The following is a 20,528-nucleotide window of genomic DNA, read 5'->3' as shown; positions in this document are numbered from 1 at the left end:
GGAAAGGAGGAAGCATTATGGCAAGCCCAATTACTGAAATTCAAAAAGAAACAAAAACGGAGGAACAGCTGAAAGCAGAAAAGCTGGAAGAGCTGAAGACGCTTCTCGCAGAAAATGAAGAAGCCGTCGCGAAAACGATGTCTATTATGGCGGAGCTGAATGGCTTGGGCATTTTTGATGCCGCCGGCTATATGCTCCAGGCGAAAGAGGAAATTGCCAAAATCGCACTCGGACAGATTTCCCGGGAACCTGTCACAAATCTCCTGAATACGATGATGGCAGCGGGAGGCGCGCTGTCAAAAGCTGATCCTGAATTTATGGGCAGACTTTTAGAAAGCGTCATGGCCGGAACGGATCAGGCGCAAAGCTTTTTAAAAGAAGACCGGAAAGTCAGTATGTTTGAACTGATGAAAGCCGCCGGTGATCCCGATATTAACCGCGCGCTCGGCTTCGGTCTGCAGTTTTTAAAAGGAATGGGAAAAGAATTACGGGAAACGCCGTCTGAGTAAGCAACGAAAAAGCCATTGTCTTTTGACAATGGCTTTTTTTATTCCTCGGCTTCTTCCAGCCTTTTTTTATAAATAAGTGAACGGTCCACGCAGAAATAAGCGCCCGCTAAAAATACACAATCCGTTACAAACATCAGCATTTTCTGGCCCGCCGTCAGCCCTTGTCCGGGAAGAACCGCGCCGATATAAATGAAGGTGCTGACTGCAAGCAGAATAAATGCGTAATGCTTAAAATCTTCTATTAATGATTTCAGTCTTTTCTTCTCCATATAAGGCCACCTGCCAGTTTTATAGTCTAACAACATTATAATATAAGCTGGCAGCCGACAGATAATGTAAATCTATCCAATTTTTATAAAAGTGAATCAAGCGCCTGTTTCACATCCGCCGTTAAATCCTCAGTATCCTCAATACCGACTGAGATCCGGACGAGCCCGTCTGTTATGCCAAGTGCAAGCCGGCGGTCGCGCGGGATTGAAGCATGCGTCATTCTGGACGGCACGGAGATTAAGCTTTCAACCGCTCCTAAGCTTTCCGCGATCGTAAACAGGTTCAATTTTTCTAAAAATGCGTCGACGCGTTCGCTGCTGCCGATATCAAAGGAAATCATTCCGCCGAAACCGGAGCTTTGCGCTTTTGTCAGCTCATGGCCCGGGTGTTTCGCTGATCCCGGATAGTAGAGCGTCTGAACGGCATCATGCGCTTCAAGCAGCTCGGCGATTTTTCCGGCGCTGTGATTGATGGCATCCATTCTGAGTCCCAGTGTTTTAATGCCTCTCATTAAAAGCCATGAATCCTGCGGTCCTAAAACGCCGCCTGTTGAGTTTTGCACGTAATGAAGCTTTTCACCGAGCTCTTTATCAGCCGTCACGACTAAGCCGCCGACGACATCGCTGTGGCCGCCGAGATATTTTGTCGCGCTGTGCAGCACGATGTCAGCGCCGAAGCTGAGCGGCTGCTGGAAATACGGCGTGTAAAACGTATTATCGACGATAAGCAATACGCCCGCTTCTTTTGCGATGTCAGACATCAGTTTGAGGTCAGTCACTTTCAAAAGCGGGTTTGTCGGCGTTTCGATATAAATGGCTTTCGTATTCGGACGGATGGCTTTTTGGACTTTTTCTTTGCTGCTCGTATCGACAAAGTCCGCTTCAATGCCGAAGCGGTTCAGCACGCCTGTCATCACCCGGTAAGTGCCGCCGTATACATCATCCGTCAAAATAACATGGTCGCCGCTGTCAAACAGCATCATGACGGCTGTAATCGCAGCCATACCAGAACCGAATGCATATCCCGCCGCGCCGCCTTCAAGCTCCGTAATTAAACTTTCAAGAGCCGTCCGCGTCGGATTGGCCGTTCTTGAATATTCATAGCCCGTGTGCTCGCCCGCTTTCGGCTGCTGGTACGTGCTTACTTGATAAATCGGTACGGAAACCGCTCCGGTCTTTTCATCTCCCGTAATTCCTCCGTGCACCATCAGCGTTTTTTTCTTCATCTTACTGACCTCCTTGGAAAATGTTTTTGCTTATATAACGATCGCTGCCATCTGGGAAAATGGTGACGATATTTGAGCCGGCGGGCGCTTTTTTCGCTTCTTCCAGCGCCGCATATAGAGCCGCCCCTGATGAGCTTCCGATTAAAAGGCCTTCTTTCTCGGCCGCTTCTCTGACAAACGAAAACGCCTTATCGTCTTCCACCGTGTAAATGGCGTCAAAATGGCTCTCTTCCATATAATCCGGGATAAACTCCATACCGATGCCTTCCGTTTTATGGGCGTGCGGTTCTCCGCCGTTCAGGATGGAGCCTTCCGGTTCAACGATTACCGTTTTGACGGCAGGATTTTTTTCTTTTAAATAAGCTGCCGTTCCGGCAAAGGTCCCGCCGGAACCCGCTCCGGCGACAAAGGTGTGGATATTGCCGCTGAGTGCGTTCCAAATTTCGGGACCGAGTGTTTTATAGTAAGTCAATGGATTTACTCGGTTTTTAAATTGCAGAACGGCATAAGAATTATTAATCTCTCTCTCCAGCTCAAGCGCTTTTCGGATGGCTCCCTGCATGCCTTCTTCTCTCGGCGTATGCACAATGTCCGCTCCGAGCGCTTTCATAATCTGCTGCTTTTCTCTGCTGAAATGCTCCGGGACGCAAAAAACGGCGCGAAGCCGGTGCTTTCTGGCGCACAGAGCGAGTCCGATTCCGGTGTTCCCGGCTGTCGCTTCAATGATAACGCCGCCCGGTTTCACCTTGCCCGTGCGAAGCGCATCTTCAATGAGCATCTCGCCCAGCCTGTCTTTAATGCTGCCGCCCGGATTCATCATCTCAAGCTTAGCATAAACCGCTGTTCCCTCCGGTATATCAAAATGCTTGAGACGGAGCAGCGGTGTATGTCCGATCAGTTCTGTAATATCTGTTATCACGTTCAATATGGTGTCCTCCCCCTGAAAGCGGAGGAGAACGAGAATCCCCCGCTTAGTGAATTCGTTTGATGACATTCAGGACAAGCTCAGTTGAATGAACGGCTGCCTGTTCTAAAAATTTATCAAATGAAACGTCAGATTCTTTTCCGGCAATATCAGATAGAGCTCTGATGACAACAAAAGGCGTCTGGAACTGGTGGCACACCTGCGCGACAGCTGCAGCTTCCATCTCAACCGCGTACAAATCCGCAAACTTGGCGCGTACGTCTTCAACCCGCTTCGGATCATTCATAAAAGAATCTCCAGTAGCGATTGTGCCTTTTGCGACTTGAATGCCGTTCAGTTCAGAAACCGCTTCCTCGGTAATGCTGATCAGCTTTTCATCAGCCTTGTATGCTGCCGGAAGACCCGGCACCTGTCCGTATTCATAGTCAAACGCCGTCACATCCACGTCATGATGGCGGACATCTGTTGAGATGACGACGTCTCCTACATTCAATGTATGATGAAACCCGCCCGCTGAGCCTGTGTTAATCACATAATCAGGTTTGAAACGGTCAAGCAGAAGCGTCGTGCTGATCGCCGCGTTGACTTTTCCGATGCCTGATTTCAGCAAGATAACTTCGACGCCTTCATAGCTGCCCGTCGTAAACTCACAGTGAGCGATCATTTCTTGTTTTGCGTCTTTCAGTTTGCTTCTTAAAATCGTAACTTCTTCTTCCATTGCTCCGATGACTGCCAGTTTCATTTATACACAATCCCTTCGATTTACCGTTTAATCGCCTCCATTATCCAGACAAAGTCGTTTTGCTGCGTAAATCTTGCGGCAAATCCCTCAGCTGAAAAGATGTTTTTCATTGTCCCGAGTGTCGGATAATGTTCCGTCTTTAAATCGTCCGCTAATTGGTGATAGCCGTTTCGGTTTGCTTTTCTGACGGCTTCCCCGTATGCTTCATGATCTTTAAAGACGGTATCGGCAAACACTATTTTATCATGCTTCTGAAGGATTGTGCCATATTGCTTTACAGCCGCTTGCTTTTCTTCATCGGTTAAATGATGAAATGCGTACGAGCTGACGATGGTATCTATTTGGAAAGGCGGAGCGGGAAACTCCAGAAAATCCCCGTCACTGAACACAGCTCTGTCAGAAAGCTTGTCAGCTGCCAGTTTTCTCATTGACGGAGACGGTTCTACACCAAACACTTTTTTGTTCGCGGCGGCTAATTTCGCCGTTAAATTCCCTGTGCCCGGTCCGAACTCTAAAACGTTAGAACCCGAAAGTGCGACGATGCTGTCAAGAATATTGTCATACCCTTTAAAAACATCAGCATATTGTTCGTCAGCTCCGTGCACCGTGGCGTCATAAGTCGCTGCCCAATCTTCAAATAAAGGAATAAATTCACGGCCCATATTTTTCACTCTCCATAATTTATAATTCCTATGAGTATAGTATGGATTAATCACGGAACAGTTCCTATCCTATCACAAAAAAGAGCGAAAGGGTACTAAAATACTTTGGGATTATTGCGCAATTACAGCAGAAAGGCTTATACTTTCATTGACTCAGAAGAAAAATCAGGAGGATCTATACTGATGAATTTTCAATTGGATTTAATTAAAGATAAAGTAGAATTTTTTGAAGCGGCATCTTTGCAGGAGCTGGAAAAGAAAATAAACGTACAGATTGAAAACAACCAGGCGATTATGCTTCGCGTCCGTTCTGTATCCCATCAGGTGACCGCCGTTGACGGCAGAATCCTTTACAGCGCGTCGGTGCATTTTTCAGCTGACGTATGACAGAAAAAAGCAGCTGAAGAGTCAGCTGCTTTTTTGCGGTTATTTTAAGGTTTCTACTTTTGTCGGCTTCCAGCCTTTTTTGTCTTCCCAAGTGATGGTGACCTGATACTTTTTGCCGTTCGTTTTGTCTAAAACTTTACCCTTCGCATCTTGCGGGCTTCCATTGTTTCCGAGCCACAGCACTGTCATGTGATCTTTTGACACGCCGGTTGCGTAAGAGATGGCGTCAAGCATTTCGGACCAGTCTTCGGAGCTTGAGTCATACGTCGCCGCATGTTCTCCCGTCTGCTTTGTGCCGACTGGTTTCCATTTTGAGTTAACAATTGTTTTATCGACATCGCTGGATGAGCCGCCCTCTGTTATTTTTGCTCCTTTAAAAGGGCCGCTTGAATCAGAGGCTTTTTTGCTGTCATCACTTTTTGATGAATCATCGTCTTTTTTGCTGTCAGAGTCTGAAGATGAATCGGATTTGTCCTTATCCTGTTTATCTTTTTTGTCATCGTCTGAGGCCGTATCTTTTTTGCTGTCTTTTATGTCCTCATCTGATGTCTGCTTCGTCTTGCCTGATGCAGGGGTTTCCTGCTTCTGGCTCACGTCGCTGGACGGACTGTTGATGAAGAGGCTGACTGCAACGACGACAATAAGAATAGATACGATAGCAATTAAAATGTTAAGCACCAGATTTGCTTTTCTGCGCTTATCACGGTTTTCAAAACGAGATTGTTTATTGCTCAATCATTCTGCACTCCTTTATCCCTCTTGCTCAGCATATATTTTAACATGGGCTGAGCGGTTGTTCTATGTCTGATTTGTTTCATTTTCATGTACCTTTTTAACAATATCATAAAACACTGTATTTGTCAGAGCCTTATCTCCCGGCGTGTCCATGTGCAGCACAACGAGAGCGTATTTCGGCTTGTCCGCGGGAAAGTATCCCGCAAACCATTTGTTGTAAAGCGTCTGTTTATCTTTTGTAAACATTCCCGTCTGGGCCGTTCCGGATTTTCCCGCCACCGCATACGGCAGATCTTGAAATCTTCTGCCGGTTCCTTTCGGTGAAGTGACGACTTCTCTGAGAATTTTTTGAAGCTGCTGGGCCGTATATTTATCGATCGTTTTCCCCTTTAACGGCTGATCTTTGAATGACGCCATCGTCGTTCCGTTTTTGTATTCGATTTTGTCCGCGATTTTGACTTGTTTTTTTTCGCCGCCGCGCGCGATCGTCGCCATCATATTGGCGACTTCAAGCGGGGTGACTTTCACGTTTTTCTGTCCGATCGCCGTCTGGGCTACTGCTCTTTTGACGGTTTTATCTTTGGCATCTCCCCAAATGACGCCGCTTTTTTCATTATACAGCTGCCTGAATCCGTCTTCCCGGTACAGCTTGCCTTCCCAGCCCGCCCGCTGTGTGAGACCGAGTTTTTCCGCCATGTTTTCAATAGCGGAGTCATCTTTTTTGACCAATTTTTCCGCAAGGCTTGTAAACGTATAATTGCAGCTTTGGGCAAAGCTTTCTCCAAAATTGAGCGTGCCTTTGTCGTCACCCGGCTCTCCGTACAGATTGAGACTGCAGTTAAAGGATGTGCCCGGCTTCACTTCATTTTGTTCAATTGCGGCTGCGGCGACCACCGTTTTAAACACGGATCCCGGATAAATCGGCGTCAGCATGTAATTTTGCAGTGTCTGCTGCTTTGACATGTCGGCGTCAGGCTTTGAAACCATTCCGAGCACACTGCTTTTTTCAATGTCTAAAAGGACGGCTCCCCCCTTTTTTAACCCGCGGTCTTTCAATACATCTTCCATTGCTTTTTGAATATTGCGGTCGATGGAGGTTTTGACTTGCAGCGGATACAACGCGTTTGCTTCTGCCGTATATTTGACGTCCATTCCGAATAAAGGGTTTCCCCTTCCGTCGACATGATACAAAAGTTTTGTGTCCTGATCCGCCAGCAAAAACTCATCAAACGTCCGTTCCATCCCGCTTGTCCCGATTTTTGCCGTGATCGGCAGTTCCTTACGGCCGGGATATTTCTTTTTCAAAAGCTCCGGGTCCTGATTTGTCGCGCCCAACAGATGAGCGGCTATGTTTGTTTCTTTGCTGTCTTTCATATATACGCCGTAAATGCCGGGATATTTCAAAGAATTGATATTTGACACGGATTGTTTCGTCAGATGTTTTATTTTTCTGCTGTTTAGGATCACCGGTTTTTTCGCTTCCGTGAGAAGCTGCCTGAGCTCATCCTGTTTCATCCCGAGAATGGCGGATACCCGGTCAATCGGCCAATCCTGCGTCACGAGAAAGGGAAACAGAACGACGGCAGGCTGCTTTTTTCCGGTCAGCTCTTTGCCGTTCCGATCAAGAAAAGAACCGCGTCCGTCTGAAATAAGGACTTCTTCAGTCCGCTGCTTGACGCTTTCCTGAATCAGATTAATATTAGATTTTGAAAAAGATTCTGTAAAAAACAGCTGAATTTCAGCCAGCCTGGCAAGCAAAAAGAAAAACACGAGCAGAAAACAAATCACGGCCGTTTTCAGCCTTTTTGATACGATCATAAAAAACACCTCATCCATATTTTGGACGAGGTGTTTCATTGTTAAACGGATCTTATGAAATTTTCACAATTTTCACGAGCATTTCTCCGCCCGGCGTCTGAACAGTCACTTCTTCGTCCACTTTTCTGCCGAGCAGGCTTTTGGCAATCGGCGAGTCGTTTGAGATTTTCCCTTCAAACGGATCAGCTTCAGCGCTTCCGACGATCGTGTAAGATTCTTCTTCACCGTCAGGCAATTCGATGAATGATACGGTTTTTCCCAAACCGACAACATTTGAACCGCCGTCGTCCTCGATGATTTTCGCATTGCGGATCATATTTTCAAGCGTCGTGATGCGCCCTTCCACAAATGCCTGTTCTTCTTTTGCAGAATCATACTCAGAGTTCTCTGACAGATCTCCGAAGCTTCTTGCGATTTTGATGCGTTCTACTACTTCTTTACGTTTAACCGTTTTCAATTGCTCTAATTCTTGTTCAAGTTTTTGTTTTCCTTCTTGAGTCATCGGAAAAACTTTTTCTTGTGCCATGTTCCTTCACTCCTTGGTGGTTGTCCCTCAACAATAACGTGTGATTATGTATGAGAGCATAAACGAAAAAATCAAGAATGAGAACACAGGGCAGTCCTCGTTCTTCTCTCCCATATAGGTACTGTTTATCTTAAACTGAATGTGTGTTTTCTGCAAATGTTTCGGTTTATAAACAGGGAAAGAAGGGAACTGTCTCATTCCCTTCCAGCCTATACATAATATGGTCTGAGTTATTTATGTCTATGCTATGGTATTACAAAATTGCATTTTGTTCAAGGATCGTTTGAATCTTCGTGACCATCAGATCGATCGCGACGTGGTTTTGGCCCCCTTCCGGAATAATGATGTCCGCGTAGCGTTTCGTCGGTTCAACAAACTGATTGTGCATCGGTCTGACGACGGATACATACTGCTCGATGACAGAATCAATAGAACGGCCTCTTTCGTTAATATCTCTCATAATCCGTCTGATGATACGGAGATCCGCGTCCGTGTCGACATAAAGTTTTATGTCCATGAGGTCGCGAAGCCTTTTATCTTCAAGAACGAGAATGCCTTCCAAAATAATGACATCCTTCGGCTCAACCGGAATGGTTTCCTCAGAACGCGTATGGAGTTTATAATCATAAATCGGCTTTTCTATCGGCCGGTAATTCAAAAGCTCTTGAATATGCTCGATTAAATAGTCATTATCAAATGCGAGCGGATGATCATAGTTTGTGTTGAGCCTTTCTTCAAACGGAAGATGGCTTTGGTCTTTATAATAAAGGTCTTGCTGGATCATTAAAATCGAGTGTCCTTTAAACTGTTCGTAAATGGAACGGGTGACGCTTGTTTTTCCTGATCCGGAACCTCCGGCGATGCCTATAACTACAGGACTCTTACCCATTGGGATTACTTCCCCTTTCTCATCATGTTGCTCGGATAAATCTTTTTGTCTACTTTAAATGTAACGATTTGCAGGGGATGGCGGGCAGCATCAAGCTCGTTTCCGTCTTCGTCCCAAATAGTGCCGATGGTGAATGTGAAATTGTCAATTTCAGGACCGAAAAATTCAACTTCGTCACCTTGTTTAAAGAAATTGCGCTGCTGGAGCGTCACCATTTGAGTTTCCTCGTTATATGCGAGCACGAGACCGGCAAAATCAAATGTTGTTTTCTTTCCGTGTTCGCCGAACATCTGCTCCTCAAAACCGGGCGTGCCTTCAAAGAAAGCAGGCGCAGTATCCCGGTTTGCACATTTGTCCAGCTCATCAAGCCATTCTTTTTGAATGACGAAGTTTTCAGGATCAGCGCAGTATGCGTCGATGACTTTGCGATACACGCTGACAACCGTCGCAACGTAATGAATCGATTTCATCCGGCCTTCAATTTTCAGACTGTCGATGCCCATCTCGATCATTTGCGGTATAGATTCAATCAATTTTAAATCTTTCGGGCTCATTGCAAACGGAGCGTCTTCTTCGTCATAGAGCGCGACCGCGTTTGCACCGTCTGTCTGATACAGGTCATAATCCCAGCGGCACGACTGACAGCAGCCTCCGCGGTTGGAATCACGGGCCGTCATGTGATTGCTCAGCACGCATCGGCCTGAATAAGCGATACACATGGCGCCATGGATAAAGGTTTCAATTTCAATATCCACCTTTTCCTTCATTTCTTTAATTTCCAGTCCGCTCGTTTCACGGGCAAGCACCACACGGTCAAGACCTTCTTCTTTCCAGAACTGCACCGCTTTCCAGTTGGAAAGGGACTGCTGTGTGCTGAGATGAATCTCTACGTCCGGGGCGACTCTCCGGCATGTTTCAATAATCAGCGGATCAGCGACGATAATTCCGGCAACTTTTGCGTCTCCCAACGCTTTTAAGTATTCTTCCAGACCGTCCATATTTTCATTATGGGCGAAAATGTTTGTTGTCACATATATTTTCGCCCCGTATTTTTTGGCAAATTCTACGCCCTCTGCAATTTCTTCTATAGAAAAGTTATCCGCATTAGAGCGGAGCCCGTATTCCTGTCCTCCGATAAAAACCGCGTCCGCCCCGTAATGAACGGCAATTTTTAATTTTTCAAGGTTTCCTGCCGGAGCAAGAAGTTCAGGTTTTTTCGTAATGACGCGTTTTCCGTTTACGACTTTGGAAATGGTTTGATTTACGGCTGTCATCCGTTGCACCCTCCTTTTTAATAGACCGTTTCTTTAAAGAAGAATCCTGTGTCGATGCTTCTGTTCACAGGCTGAATGCTTTCAATCCGCTCTATCCAGCTCTCTTTTTTCTCTTCGTATGTCTCGCGGCTTTCGATGCACAAATCGATTGCCTCTCTGTACATGCGGGTCACTTCGGTTAAGTATTCAGGAGACTTCAAAACTCCGTCGATTTTGAAAGAATCAATGCCGGCGTCTATCAGATCCTCTAATTCATCAATCATGCACACATCGTTCGGACTCATGATGTGCGTGCCGTTTTCGTCTTCAAAAATCGGGTATTTATTGCCCCGTTCTTTGTCATGCAGAAACATGCCCGCTTCTTTTTTCTTCTGTTCGATGTCCATGACTTTTCCCTGGTATTCGAAGTAATGGCCCACTAGTGAACGCTTAGATTGGAACATGCACGTCATGCCGTGGATTTGAATTTCAATTTCCACTTCGGCGTTTTCTTTTATGTCAATGACGCTGTCCATATTTAATTCCTTTGCCAGCACTGCGCGCCGTGCGCCTTTGCGTCCCCAGTAATTGCAGGAATAGTAGTTGGTTCCCGTTGTTTCCGTGCTCCAGTGCAGTTTGAGCCCGGGAGCCGCTTCACGCGCCGCCATTAAAACGGCCGGATCACCGAAAACAGCCGCATCCACGCCGGCTTCCTGCAAAAAGGCAAGATAGCCGTTCAGCTCGTCCACTTTTTCATTGTGAAAAATAGCATTGACGGCAGCGTACACTTTCGCGCCTTCCTGATGAGCTGTTTTTACGGCTTCTTTAATATCTTCTCTTGAAAATTCCCCGGCCAGTCTCAGGCCGTATCTTTGTTCTCCGACTAACAGCGCCGTTGCCCCCGCTTGAATGAGCGGAAGAATATCCTGTACGGAAGTCGGAGTCACCAAAAGTTCAGGTTTTTTCATGATCATTCACCTCTTCTTTTTACTGATGGCGATGCCGTCTCCGACCGGCAGTATGACCGTTTGATAGTCAGGCCGGTTCATCAGCCATTGGTTATATTGATCAATTTTTTCAACAAGCTTCCGTCTTCTTTTCGGCTCAATTTCCGAGTGATCTTGCGCCACCAGCCCTTTAAACAGAACATTGTCTGTGAAAATGACCCCATCCGGCGCAAGCATCGGTTCATAGAGCTCAAAAAAGTTCGTGTACTGGCCTTTTGCCGCATCGATAAAAATGGCATCATAAGGAGCCGTGACACGGACAGACTCAGAAAGTTCAATCGCATCCCCGTACAGTACGTGAATCCGATTTTCCATTTCAAAGTCTTTTATATTGTTCACAGCTTCTTCATAGCGTTTGTCGTCCCGTTCAATCGTGTAAATATCCGCATCCGGAAGTTCAAGCGCCATCCGTATAGCCGAATATCCGATTGCCGTGCCGATTTCCAAGATGTTTTTCGCCTGTTGAATCGACAGCATTTGAAGCAGCACTTCAATGCCCGCTTCTTCCATAATCGGAACATGGTGCTCTTTTGCATAGGCTTCAAGCTTTTTCACTTTATCAGGCCGAGGCTTCAGCATCGCGTTTATATACTCGTTTATTTGTTCATACCGATCATTCACGGCAAACAGCCTCCGTTCTAAAAAGGAGTGCCCCTGACGAATCCGCGGGGACACTCTCTTAAGACACTTCTTTATCCATAAGTAAACAACCCGATATATTTTATCATAAAACCTTTCAGAATGGAATAAAAGGAGAGCTTTTGCCCTCCTTTATTCACTGTCTTTTTTGGAAATATACTTTTCCTTCGCTTTATTATGATCTTTTAATGTTTTCGTGAATACGACCTCACCGTTAGATTTTGCCAGGAAATAGAGATAATCCGTTTTGTCAGGGTTAAGAGCCGCTTCCCACGATGAATCCCCGGCGTTTGCAATCGGTCCCGGCGGCAGCCCCTTATGTTTATACGTGTTAAACGGAGAATCAATTTTCAGGTCTTTGTAGAAGACCCGGCTCTTATGCCTGCCGGCCGCATATAATACCGTCGGGTCAGTCTGCAGCGGCATTTTTTCTGCAAGTCTGTTGTAAAAGACGCTTGCGATTTTGTGACGGTCGGCTTTGGCAGTGGCTTCCTCTTCGATAAGCGATGCCATCGTCAGGGCGTTATGGACGGAAAGTTTCTTTTTTCCCAGTTCAGATTTATATGTTTCGATTCGGGTGTTTGTTTCCTGAACCATTGCCGTCAAAATCTTATCAAGCGATGCATCCGGATCATTAAACGGATATGTGGCCGGATATAAATAGCCTTCGAGCGGATGCTTAAGCTTCTTGTTTGAAAGAGCATCCGTTATTGTATCAGGAAACTGTTTTTTCAGTTTGTCGATAAATGTTTTGTCGTCCAGTTTTGCCATGATCTCTTCTTTTGAATATGATGTTTCTTTTGCGATCGCGTCGGCAATCTGTGTCAGCTGTTTTCCTTCGGGAACGGTGATCTGAAAGGCATACCCCGCAGATCCCGCGGTCAGTTTTTTGATAATCGCATCCGCGTCCATTCCTTTATTCAGATGGTAAAATCCCGCCTGAAATCCGGAAGCACCTTTATACTTCACATACAGCTGAAATGCTTTTTTGCTTTTGATGACATGCTGATCCTCAAGAATTCCGGCGATTGCCGAAACCGAAGAACCGCTCGGAATATTAATATTAACTGTCGTTTTGCTGCCTTTGTCAACCGGGGACAGCAGAGATTTTCCATAGAAAAAAGCACCGCAAATGATGATGATCAGAGCGATCACGGAGGACAGTATTATCGTCGTTTTTTTGTTTTTGCGCAGAAATGAATGTTTAGTCTGATTGATATTCATACAAGTATTTTCCTCCCAACAGCTCTTATACTACATGATTCGCGGGCATTCGGCAATTTATTACAAAAAAAGCCGAAGCGGCATATGCGCTCCGGCTTTTTCTGTTCATTTTATTCTTCGTCTTCTTCCGCTAAAAACGTATTCAGCGTTTCTTCGATCATTTCCCACTCTTCATCAGTTTCAATCGGCATCAGTTCGCCGTCTTCGCCGTTTTCGTTCGGCTCGAAGCTTGAAGCGTGAATTTCGATTTCATCATCGTCTTGAGCATCAATCGGATAATAAAGAACGTAAGATTTGTTGAATGTGTCGTTTTCAAATGTAAACAGAACTTCGCAAAGCTGTTCGTTACCTTGATCATCGACAATTGTAATGTGTTTTTCGCCGTGTTCCATTTCTTTCACCTCTTAGTTTAAACTGTCCAGATATCCTTGAAGGATCATGACAGCCGCCATTTTATCAATGACTTTTTTTCGTTTTTGCCTGCTGACGTCAGCCGCGATCAGCATTTTTTCAGCCGCCATCGTCGTCAGACGCTCGTCCCACAGCACAACAGGGACATTGTACGCTGTTTCAAGCAGTTTCGCAAATGTTTGGCTGGCTTCGCCTCTCGGACCGATCGTCCCGTTCATGTTTTTCGGAAAACCGAGCACGACCTTCTCTACATTATAGTCTTTCATCAGCTCGGATAAACGGTCCAGACCGTAATCTCCTTCAGCTTCGTTTATTTTTATCGTCTCAATGCCCTGAGCGGTCCAGCCCATCTCATCGCTTAAAGCGACGCCGAGTGTTTTCGTTCCCAGATCAAGTCCCAATATTCTCATGAGTGTATTTACGCCTCTTTATGCTGTTCTAGATAGGATTTTACCAATTCCTCAATTAATTCGTCACGTTCCAATTTGCGAATTAAGTTTCGGGCGTCGCGATGCCTAGGAATGTATGCAGGGTCTCCAGACAGCAAGTATCCGACAATCTGGTTGATAGGATTGTACCCCTTTTCCTGAAGCGCATCATATACTGTAATCAGCACTTCTTCGACGTTTGTTTCAGCAGAATCATCGGAGAAATTAAATTTCATCGTTTTATCAAACGAGCTCACCGTTTTGCACCTCTTTCCCAAATTCGCAGGCAAAGTTCAGCCTGAGGTCCTCATCTTATCTTCATTCTACACTAGTTGAAAGGATTATAAAACGGATTTTATCCAATCTTCCGCAGATGCGAGCGCCTCTTCCAATTTCTCAGGCTGCTTTCCGCCGGCCTGCGCCATGTCCGGACGGCCTCCGCCTCCGCCTCCGCAGACTTCTGCCGCTTGTTTGACCATTTTGCCGGCGTGAAGGCCTTTTTCGATCAGGTCTTTTGTTACGCCCGCTGACAGGTTGACTTTGTCATTTTGCACGGCGCCGAGAATGATGACCGCAGAACCGAGCTTCGCCTTCAGGTCATCCACCATTGTGCGAAGGTGGTTCATGTCTTTCGCGTTTACTTTTTCAGCCAGCACTTTTACGCCGCCGATGTCTTTTACTTTAGACAGAATGGCTCCGGCTTCCACATTGCCGAGTTTGCTGAGCAATGATTCATTTTCTCTTTGCGCTTCTTTCAGCTCCGCTTGAAGAGACTGGATTCGCTTCGGCACGTCTTTTACATTTGATTTCAGCTCGTCCGCAGCGTGCTGCAGGAGGCTGAGCTGGCTGTTCATTTCCTGATAAGCGCCTTTTCCTGTCACGGCTTCAATTCTTCGCGTACCTGCGCCGATCCCTGATTCGGATACGATTTTAAACAGGCCGATTTCAGCCGTATTCGTAACATGGCATCCGCCGCAAAGCTCAATGCTGTAATCTCCGACTTGTACGACGCGGACGATATCGCCGTATTTCTCGCCGAACAGGGCCATTGCGCCCATTTCTTTTGCTTCATTGATCGGTTTCAGATCAATCGCTACCGGAATGCTCTCCCAGATTTTTTCGTTGACGATTCCTTCAATGCGTTCAAGTTCTTCTTTCGTCACTTGACCGAAATGAGAGAAGTCAAAACGCAGACGGTTTTCGGTAACGAGTGAGCCGGCTTGGTTGACATGTGTGCCGAGAACATCTTTCAGCGCCTGATGCAGAAGGTGGGTTGCCGTATGGTTTTTCACCACGCCGCTTCTCATTTGATCTTCAACTTCAGCCGTGACGCTTGCGCCTTTTTGAATCGTGCCGCTATCCACTGTGCCTTCGTGGACATGCTGGCCGTTCGGAGCTTTTTTCACGTCTTTAATGGTTACGACAGTCTGCGCGCTTCTCAGCACTCCTCTGTCACCGATCTGTCCGCCGCTTTCAGCATAGAAAGGCGTTTCATCAAGAAGAATCTGAACGGTATCCCCTTCATGCGCCTCGCTGATTAATTGCCCGTCATGAAGAAGCTCGATCACCTTCGCTTCAGCTTTTACGGAACTGTAGCCGACAAACGTGCTTTCTGCAGTAATGTCGCGCAATGCGCCGCCCTGCACCTGCATGCTTCCTACATCTTGGCGCGCATTTCTCGCCCGTTCACGCTGTTTTTCCATTTCGGCTTCAAAGCCTTTATGATCAACCTTCATTTGCTCATCTTCCGCGTATTCCTCCGTCAATTCAACAGGGAATCCGTACGTATCGTACAGTTTGAATACGTCTTTTCCGGAGATGATGCCGCTGCCTTTTTCCTTTTCTTTCTTTATTACGTCAGATAAAATGGCAAGACCTTCGTTCAATGTTTCATGGAAGCGCTCTTCCTCCGTTTTGATGACTTTGGCGATAAACTCTTGCTTTTCTTTCACCTCCGGATAGAAAGCGTCCATAATTCCAGCAACAGTCGGTACCAGCTCATACATAAACGGACGGCTGATACCGATTGTTTTCGCGTATCGCACAGCCCGGCGAAGGAGGCGTCTCAGAACATACCCGCGCCCTTCGTTTGACGGCAGAGCTCCGTCGCTTACCGCAAATGCGACCGTTCTGATATGATCGGCAATTACTTTAAAGGCTGTGTCCTTCACTGCATCCTTTCCGTAAGCATCTCCGGAAATGCGCTCTGCCGCTTCAATAATCGGCATAAACAAATCAGTGTCAAAGTTTGTCGGAACGTCTTGAATAACGGAGACCATCCGTTCAAGCCCCATGCCCGTATCAATGTTTTTCTTCGGAAGCGGTGTGTACGTGCCGTCCGGATTGTGGTTGAACTCTGAAAATACCAGGTTCCACACTTCAAGATAACGATCATTTTCGCCGCCCGGATATAATTCAGAATCTGACGGGTCATTGCCGTACTTCTCGCCGCGGTCATAGAAAATTTCCGTATTCGGTCCGCTCGGGCCTTCGCCGATATCCCAGAAGTTTCCTTCCAGGCGGATGATTCTTTCTTCCGGAACGCCGATTTTTTCCGCCCATAGCGTATAAGCTTCTTCATCCTCAGGGTGAACCGTTACAGACAGCAGCTTCGGATCAAAGCCGATCCACTTTTCGCTCGTTAAAAACTCCCATGCCCACGTGATGGCTTCTTCTTTAAAATAATCGCCGATGGAAAAGTTTCCGAGCATCTCAAAGAACGTATGGTGGCGCGCCGTTTTTCCCACATTTTCAATATCATTTGTGCGGATTGATTTTTGCGCGTTCACAATTCTCGGATTCTCCGGCACAACGCGGCCGTCAAAGTATTTTTTCAGCGTCGCAACGCCGCTGTTGATCCACAATAAAGACGGATCTTCATGCGGAACCAATGAGGCGCTCGGTTCAACGGCATGGCCTTTTTCTTTAAAAAAATCTAAAAACATTTGACGCACTTCAGCAGAAGTTAAGTGTTTCATCTATATTCCTCCTTATCACTACCCGAAATTCTCTTTCGCGACAGCAAAAAAGCCCTCTCCCTATGCAAACCATGCGTTCACACAGGGACGAGAGCTGTCTCGCGGTACCACCCTGATTACAGGCCGAAAAAGGCCCGTCACCTTTCATCCCGTAACGCAGGACTGCGGCAGCCTTTAACTGCACTCAGGATTAGCTTCGGCCGATCTTCTGCTGAAGCTCCTTTCAGCGTATCGGAGCTTCTCTCTTAAACAGGGCTTCGGCGTACTCATATCCGTCACTCGAGATTCGTATGTATTCTACTCGAAATTATAGACAAGCAGAACCCGAATGTCAATGTTCCGTCCTGATCCGCAAAAAGTGAATGGCCGTCACTTTTAAAACGGCTGCTGCAGGAACAGCGAGAATCATGCCGGGAATGCCCGCAAGCTCTCCTCCGGCAAGAAGTGCAAGCATAATCACGACGGGATGCATTCTGAGACTGCGCCCGACAATGAGCGGGCTCAAAATGTTTCCTTCTATAAATTGAAGAATAAAAATCGTGACGATTACGATGATCACAGCTTTAGCAGAAATCGCCAGCGAAAGGAGCAGCGCCGGAACAGCGCCGATAAACGGACCGAAATACGGTATGACATTCGTAATCCCGATGGCAAGACCTAAGATCAGCGGATAAGGAAGGCCGAACAGCCAGAAAGAAACGCCGGCTATTAATCCGAGCAAAAAACAAACGAGAACCTGCCCGCGGATATAGTCGCCGAGAGAGTCGTCCACATCCCGCAGAAATTCACTCCCCCTTTTCCTCCAAGACTTCGGCGTCAAATACCAGACCGTCTTTTTCATGACGTCTATATCCTTCACCATATAGAAAACGAGAAAAGGAATCGTCGCCGCGATCAGGATATAATCAAGCACGAAACGGATGCTTCTGATCGTGCTCTCAATCGTGCCGGCAAGAAACGTTTCTGTCTGCTGAATCATTTTATCCATCCGATGGTGCATGCCGTCAGGCCAATGATCCGTATGATTATGCAGATGCCTCAGCATGATGTTGTAGTTTTCAGCAAGACCGGGAATGCTCTCAGACAGATCCTGCAGCTGTTCAATTAAAACAGGAACCCCTTTATAAGCCCCCCAGCCGATTCCGCCGAAAAACAGGCAATAAATCAGAAGCAGGCTTAAAGTTCTAGGCATCCCTTTCTTATGAAGCCATTCAGTAATCGGAAGCAAAAGATAAGCAATAAATACTGCAATGAATATAGGAATAAAGAGAGATTTTATAACAAGCCATACGGGTGACCATAACATATCGAGCATACAAAAGACATACACTGTTAACAAAACGAGCAGACATACAGCCGTCCACATTAAGAGCTGCAGCGGTTTTTGAAGCATGATGTTTCACCTCTTGCTTTATCTTTTGACAGAAAGCCGGAATTATTCCCGTTTCCTAAAGTCCGCCTTATGTCGCAGACCTCATGACGGAATTAATTATCTGAAATTACTAAAAAGTTTGAATATATTTTCCGGAAATTTGTATAATCATCGTAACGTTAAAGAAATTTCCATAACTGTTAGTTAATATGACGCATGTTTTTCTAAGGAGGATGACCATGATCTCATTTCAGGATGTCAATAAGCACTACGGACAGTTCCACGTGCTGAAGAACATTAATCTGCACATTAAAAAAGGGGAAGTCGTCGTTGTCATCGGACCATCAGGATCCGGAAAAAGCACGCTTCTCCGCTGCATTAATCAGCTGGAAACGGTTGATGGAGGCGTTTTAACGGTAAACGGCGCCTCCATCCATGACAAAAAAACGGATATGAATAAAGTCCGCCGCAATATCGGCATGGTGTTTCAGCATTTTCATCTGTATCCGCATAAAACCGTTCTGCAAAACATTATGCTCGCGCCGATCAAAGTGCTCAGGCAATCAAAAGAAGAAGCAAAAGAAACGGCCTTATATTACCTGAAAAAAGTCGGCATACCCGACAAAGCGGACGCTTACCCTTCACAGCTTTCAGGCGGCCAGCAGCAGCGCGTCGCCATCGCCAGAGGACTTGCGATGAAGCCCGAGGTGATGCTGTTTGATGAACCGACATCCGCGCTTGATCCGGAAATGATCGGAGAAGTGCTGGATGTCATGAAAACACTCGCAAAGGAAGGCATGACCATGGTAGTCGTCACACATGAAATGGGATTCGCCAAAGAAGTGGCTGACCGCATCGTGTTTATCGACGGCGGTTCCATCTTAGAGGAAGCTGCACCGGCTGAGTTTTACGAAAGCCCGCGTGAAGAGAGGGCGCGTTTATTCTTAAGCCGTATTTTAAATCACTGAAAAGAAACGGGGGAACGCTTATGTCACGCGTAACAAAATGGTTATCTTTCGGATTGATCTCACTGCTGGCCGTCTTGATGCTGGCCGCCTGCGGAGGGAAAGAAACGTCCGGGGATTCAAAGGGCACGGGAAAAGACACGTTAGCTTCTATTAAAGACAGAGACAAAATCATCTTCGGCGTTAAAACGGATACGAGATTATTCGGACTGAAAAACCCAAGCTCCGGGGATATCGAAGGGTTTGATATTGATATCGCCAAACAGATTGCAAAAGATATTCTGGGAGATGAGAAAAAAGCGGAGTTTAAAGAAGTGACGTCAAAAACGAGAATTCCGATGCTGCAAAACGGCGATATCGACGCCATCACGGCCACGATGACGATAACGGATGAGCGGAAAAAAGAAGTTGATTTCTCAGACGTTTATTTTGAAGCCGGGCAGTCCCTCCTCGTCAAAAAAGGAAGCCGCATCAAAAGCACCGAAGACCTTGGAAAAAGCTCAAAAGTATTGGCGGTAAAAGGCTCCACTTCCTCACAGAACATCAGGGAAAAAACGCCTGACGCCTCAGTGCTGGAATTTGAAAATTACGCCGAAGCGTTCACTGCGCTTAAAGCGGGACAGGGAGATGCGCTCACAACGGATAATGCGATTTTATACGGCATGGCGGATGAAAATAAACAATATCAGCTGACAGGCGGCACATTCACCGATGAACCTTACGGAATCGCCGTTAAAAAAGGCCAATCCGGACTCGTCAAAGAAATCAACGCCTCTTTGAAAAAAATGAAAGCCGACGGCAGGTACGGAAAAATCTATAAAAAATGGATTAAAGAAGAACCGGCAAAATAGAATCGACCGCGGGATGAGCAGACATGCTCATCCCCGTTTTATAAGGAGTGACAAAACATGAACTTTACAATCTTAACGGAAAACTTCGATATGTACCTGGACGGTTTCCTGCACACATTGCTTGCGAGCTTCATCGCGCTGGCCGGCAGCTTCGCTCTTGGTGTTCTGATCGCAGTCATGAGAATCACGACGTTCAAACCCCTCCAATGGATCAGCACTGCGTATGTGGAATTTATCCGGAACATTCCGCTTCTCCTCATCACATTCGTTTTTTATTTCGGACTTCCGAACGCCGGATTGAGACTGGACGGCTTTCAGGCGGGAACGATCGCGCTTACGATTTATACGTCCGCCTTTATCGCAGAAGCCATAAGAGCCGGAATTCAGACTGTCTCCAAGGGACAGATGGAAGCGGCCAGATCGTCAGGCTTCACCTACAGTCAGGCGATGAGATACGTGATTCTCCCTCAGGCTGTTAAAATCGTGATTCCCCCGCTCGGAAACCAATTTCTCAACCTTGTCAAAAACTCATCAATTCTCGGAGTGGTGGCGGGACTGGATTTGATGTATCAGGCCGATCTCGTTTCTTCAAGCACTCTCGTCGTGTTTGATGTTTATATCTTTGCGGCGCTTTTTTATTTGATTTTAACGATACCGCTCAGCATCGGGGTTCATTATTTGGAAAGACGCCTCGGAAAAAGTGATTAAAGAA

General features: G+C 46.4%; 23 protein-coding genes. 5 read left to right on the top strand and 18 right to left on the bottom strand.

Translation table 11 applies throughout. The features are described 5' to 3' along the window. Positions 1-17: 17 nt before the first annotated feature. Positions 18-509: a helical membrane plugin domain-containing protein gene (locus ACXN9U_RS02355; RefSeq protein WP_016938845.1), complete on the top strand. Its 492-nt coding sequence runs from the start codon at positions 18-20 to the stop codon at positions 507-509. A gap of 38 nt (positions 510-547) precedes the next feature. Here the strand turns inward: ACXN9U_RS02355 and ACXN9U_RS02350 are convergent, their stop codons facing one another. The 5 genes from ACXN9U_RS02350 to ACXN9U_RS02330 form a co-directional block, all read right to left on the bottom strand. Next, positions 548-778 (bottom strand): YrhC family protein, encoded by a 231-nt coding sequence (locus ACXN9U_RS02350; protein ID WP_007408222.1) that lies wholly within the window; start codon positions 776-778, stop codon positions 548-550. A gap of 83 nt (positions 779-861) precedes the next feature. Beyond that, entirely contained in the window at positions 862-2,004 is a 1,143-nt protein-coding gene (locus ACXN9U_RS02345; RefSeq protein ID WP_060964681.1) for a bifunctional cystathionine gamma-lyase/homocysteine desulfhydrase, read from the bottom strand. A 1-nt stretch (position 2,005) separates the two neighbouring features. Next, positions 2,006-2,929: an O-acetylserine dependent cystathionine beta-synthase gene (locus ACXN9U_RS02340; RefSeq protein WP_060964680.1), complete on the bottom strand. Its 924-nt coding sequence runs from the start codon at positions 2,927-2,929 to the stop codon at positions 2,006-2,008. Between the two features lie 46 nt (positions 2,930-2,975). Beyond that, a complete protein-coding gene (gene mtnN, locus ACXN9U_RS02335) occupies positions 2,976-3,671 on the bottom strand; it encodes a 5'-methylthioadenosine/S-adenosylhomocysteine nucleosidase (RefSeq protein ID WP_060964679.1) in 696 nt (231 codons plus the stop codon). A 20-nt stretch (positions 3,672-3,691) separates the two neighbouring features. After that, the gene (locus ACXN9U_RS02330; RefSeq protein WP_016938841.1) at positions 3,692-4,333 is read right to left on the bottom strand and encodes a class I SAM-dependent methyltransferase; all 642 of its coding nucleotides are present in this window, start codon (positions 4,331-4,333) and stop codon (positions 3,692-3,694) included. A gap of 183 nt (positions 4,334-4,516) precedes the next feature. On the opposite strand from ACXN9U_RS02330, the gene ACXN9U_RS02325 reads away from it, so the two are divergent. Continuing rightward, positions 4,517-4,720, top strand: a complete 204-nt coding sequence (locus ACXN9U_RS02325) for a YrzA family protein (RefSeq protein WP_003152771.1) — start codon at positions 4,517-4,519, stop codon at positions 4,718-4,720. Between the two features lie 39 nt (positions 4,721-4,759). Here the strand turns inward: ACXN9U_RS02325 and ACXN9U_RS02320 are convergent, their stop codons facing one another. The 13 genes from ACXN9U_RS02320 to ACXN9U_RS02260 form a co-directional block, all read right to left on the bottom strand. Further along, positions 4,760-5,455 (bottom strand): YrrS family protein, encoded by a 696-nt coding sequence (locus ACXN9U_RS02320; protein ID WP_060964678.1) that lies wholly within the window; start codon positions 5,453-5,455, stop codon positions 4,760-4,762. Positions 5,456-5,518: 63 nt separating this feature from the next. After that, the gene (locus tag ACXN9U_RS02315) at positions 5,519-7,273 is read right to left on the bottom strand and encodes a peptidoglycan D,D-transpeptidase FtsI family protein (protein WP_489202132.1); all 1,755 of its coding nucleotides are present in this window, start codon (positions 7,271-7,273) and stop codon (positions 5,519-5,521) included. A gap of 52 nt (positions 7,274-7,325) precedes the next feature. Beyond that, on the bottom strand, positions 7,326-7,799 hold the full coding sequence (gene greA / locus ACXN9U_RS02310) for a transcription elongation factor GreA (RefSeq protein ID WP_014470754.1): 474 nt from the start codon (positions 7,797-7,799) through the stop codon (positions 7,326-7,328). A gap of 253 nt (positions 7,800-8,052) precedes the next feature. Further along, positions 8,053-8,688: a uridine kinase gene (gene udk, locus ACXN9U_RS02305; RefSeq protein WP_016938838.1), complete on the bottom strand. Its 636-nt coding sequence runs from the start codon at positions 8,686-8,688 to the stop codon at positions 8,053-8,055. A gap of 5 nt (positions 8,689-8,693) precedes the next feature. Beyond that, positions 8,694-9,962 (bottom strand): peptidase U32 family protein, encoded by a 1,269-nt coding sequence (locus ACXN9U_RS02300; RefSeq protein ID WP_016938837.1) that lies wholly within the window; start codon positions 9,960-9,962, stop codon positions 8,694-8,696. 17 nt (positions 9,963-9,979) lie between these two features. Beyond that, a complete protein-coding gene (locus tag ACXN9U_RS02295) occupies positions 9,980-10,909 on the bottom strand; it encodes a peptidase U32 family protein (protein WP_060965131.1) in 930 nt (309 codons plus the stop codon). 6 nt (positions 10,910-10,915) lie between these two features. Continuing rightward, on the bottom strand, positions 10,916-11,569 hold the full coding sequence (locus ACXN9U_RS02290) for an O-methyltransferase (RefSeq protein ID WP_060964676.1): 654 nt from the start codon (positions 11,567-11,569) through the stop codon (positions 10,916-10,918). 150 nt (positions 11,570-11,719) lie between these two features. Further along, entirely contained in the window at positions 11,720-12,811 is a 1,092-nt protein-coding gene (mltG, locus tag ACXN9U_RS02285; protein ID WP_060964675.1) for an endolytic transglycosylase MltG, read from the bottom strand. Positions 12,812-12,921: 110 nt separating this feature from the next. Next, a complete protein-coding gene (locus tag ACXN9U_RS02280; protein ID WP_003152751.1) occupies positions 12,922-13,203 on the bottom strand; it encodes a DUF1292 domain-containing protein in 282 nt (93 codons plus the stop codon). Between the two features lie 12 nt (positions 13,204-13,215). Beyond that, positions 13,216-13,632, bottom strand: coding sequence for a Holliday junction resolvase RuvX (ruvX, locus tag ACXN9U_RS02275; protein WP_016938833.1), 417 nt, complete (start codon positions 13,630-13,632; stop codon positions 13,216-13,218). 8 nt (positions 13,633-13,640) lie between these two features. Further along, positions 13,641-13,907 (bottom strand): IreB family regulatory phosphoprotein, encoded by a 267-nt coding sequence (locus ACXN9U_RS02270; protein WP_003152749.1) that lies wholly within the window; start codon positions 13,905-13,907, stop codon positions 13,641-13,643. A gap of 84 nt (positions 13,908-13,991) precedes the next feature. Further along, complete coding sequence (gene alaS / locus ACXN9U_RS02265; RefSeq protein WP_489202131.1) at positions 13,992-16,628, bottom strand: alanine--tRNA ligase; 2,637 nt, start codon at positions 16,626-16,628, stop codon at positions 13,992-13,994. A 331-nt stretch (positions 16,629-16,959) separates the two neighbouring features. Further along, entirely contained in the window at positions 16,960-18,021 is a 1,062-nt protein-coding gene (locus ACXN9U_RS02260; RefSeq protein WP_060964673.1) for an AI-2E family transporter, read from the bottom strand. Positions 18,022-18,239: 218 nt separating this feature from the next. Here ACXN9U_RS02260 and ACXN9U_RS02255 point away from each other — a divergent pair, with 218 nt between their 5' ends. The 3 genes from ACXN9U_RS02255 to ACXN9U_RS02245 are packed head-to-tail and all read left to right on the top strand — an operon-like array spanning position 18,240 to position 20,524. After that, entirely contained in the window at positions 18,240-18,968 is a 729-nt protein-coding gene (locus ACXN9U_RS02255; RefSeq protein WP_060964672.1) for an amino acid ABC transporter ATP-binding protein, read from the top strand. Positions 18,969-18,988: 20 nt separating this feature from the next. Further along, entirely contained in the window at positions 18,989-19,816 is an 828-nt protein-coding gene (locus ACXN9U_RS02250) for a transporter substrate-binding domain-containing protein (RefSeq protein ID WP_060964671.1), read from the top strand. A 57-nt stretch (positions 19,817-19,873) separates the two neighbouring features. Further along, positions 19,874-20,524, top strand: coding sequence for an amino acid ABC transporter permease (locus ACXN9U_RS02245; protein WP_060964670.1), 651 nt, complete (start codon positions 19,874-19,876; stop codon positions 20,522-20,524). Positions 20,525-20,528 lie beyond the last annotated feature (4 nt).

This window comes from Bacillus sp. BACIII (assembly GCF_057836745.1).
Note: the sequence above shows the minus strand (reverse complement) of the source record. Positions and strands in the feature narration are given on the sequence as shown.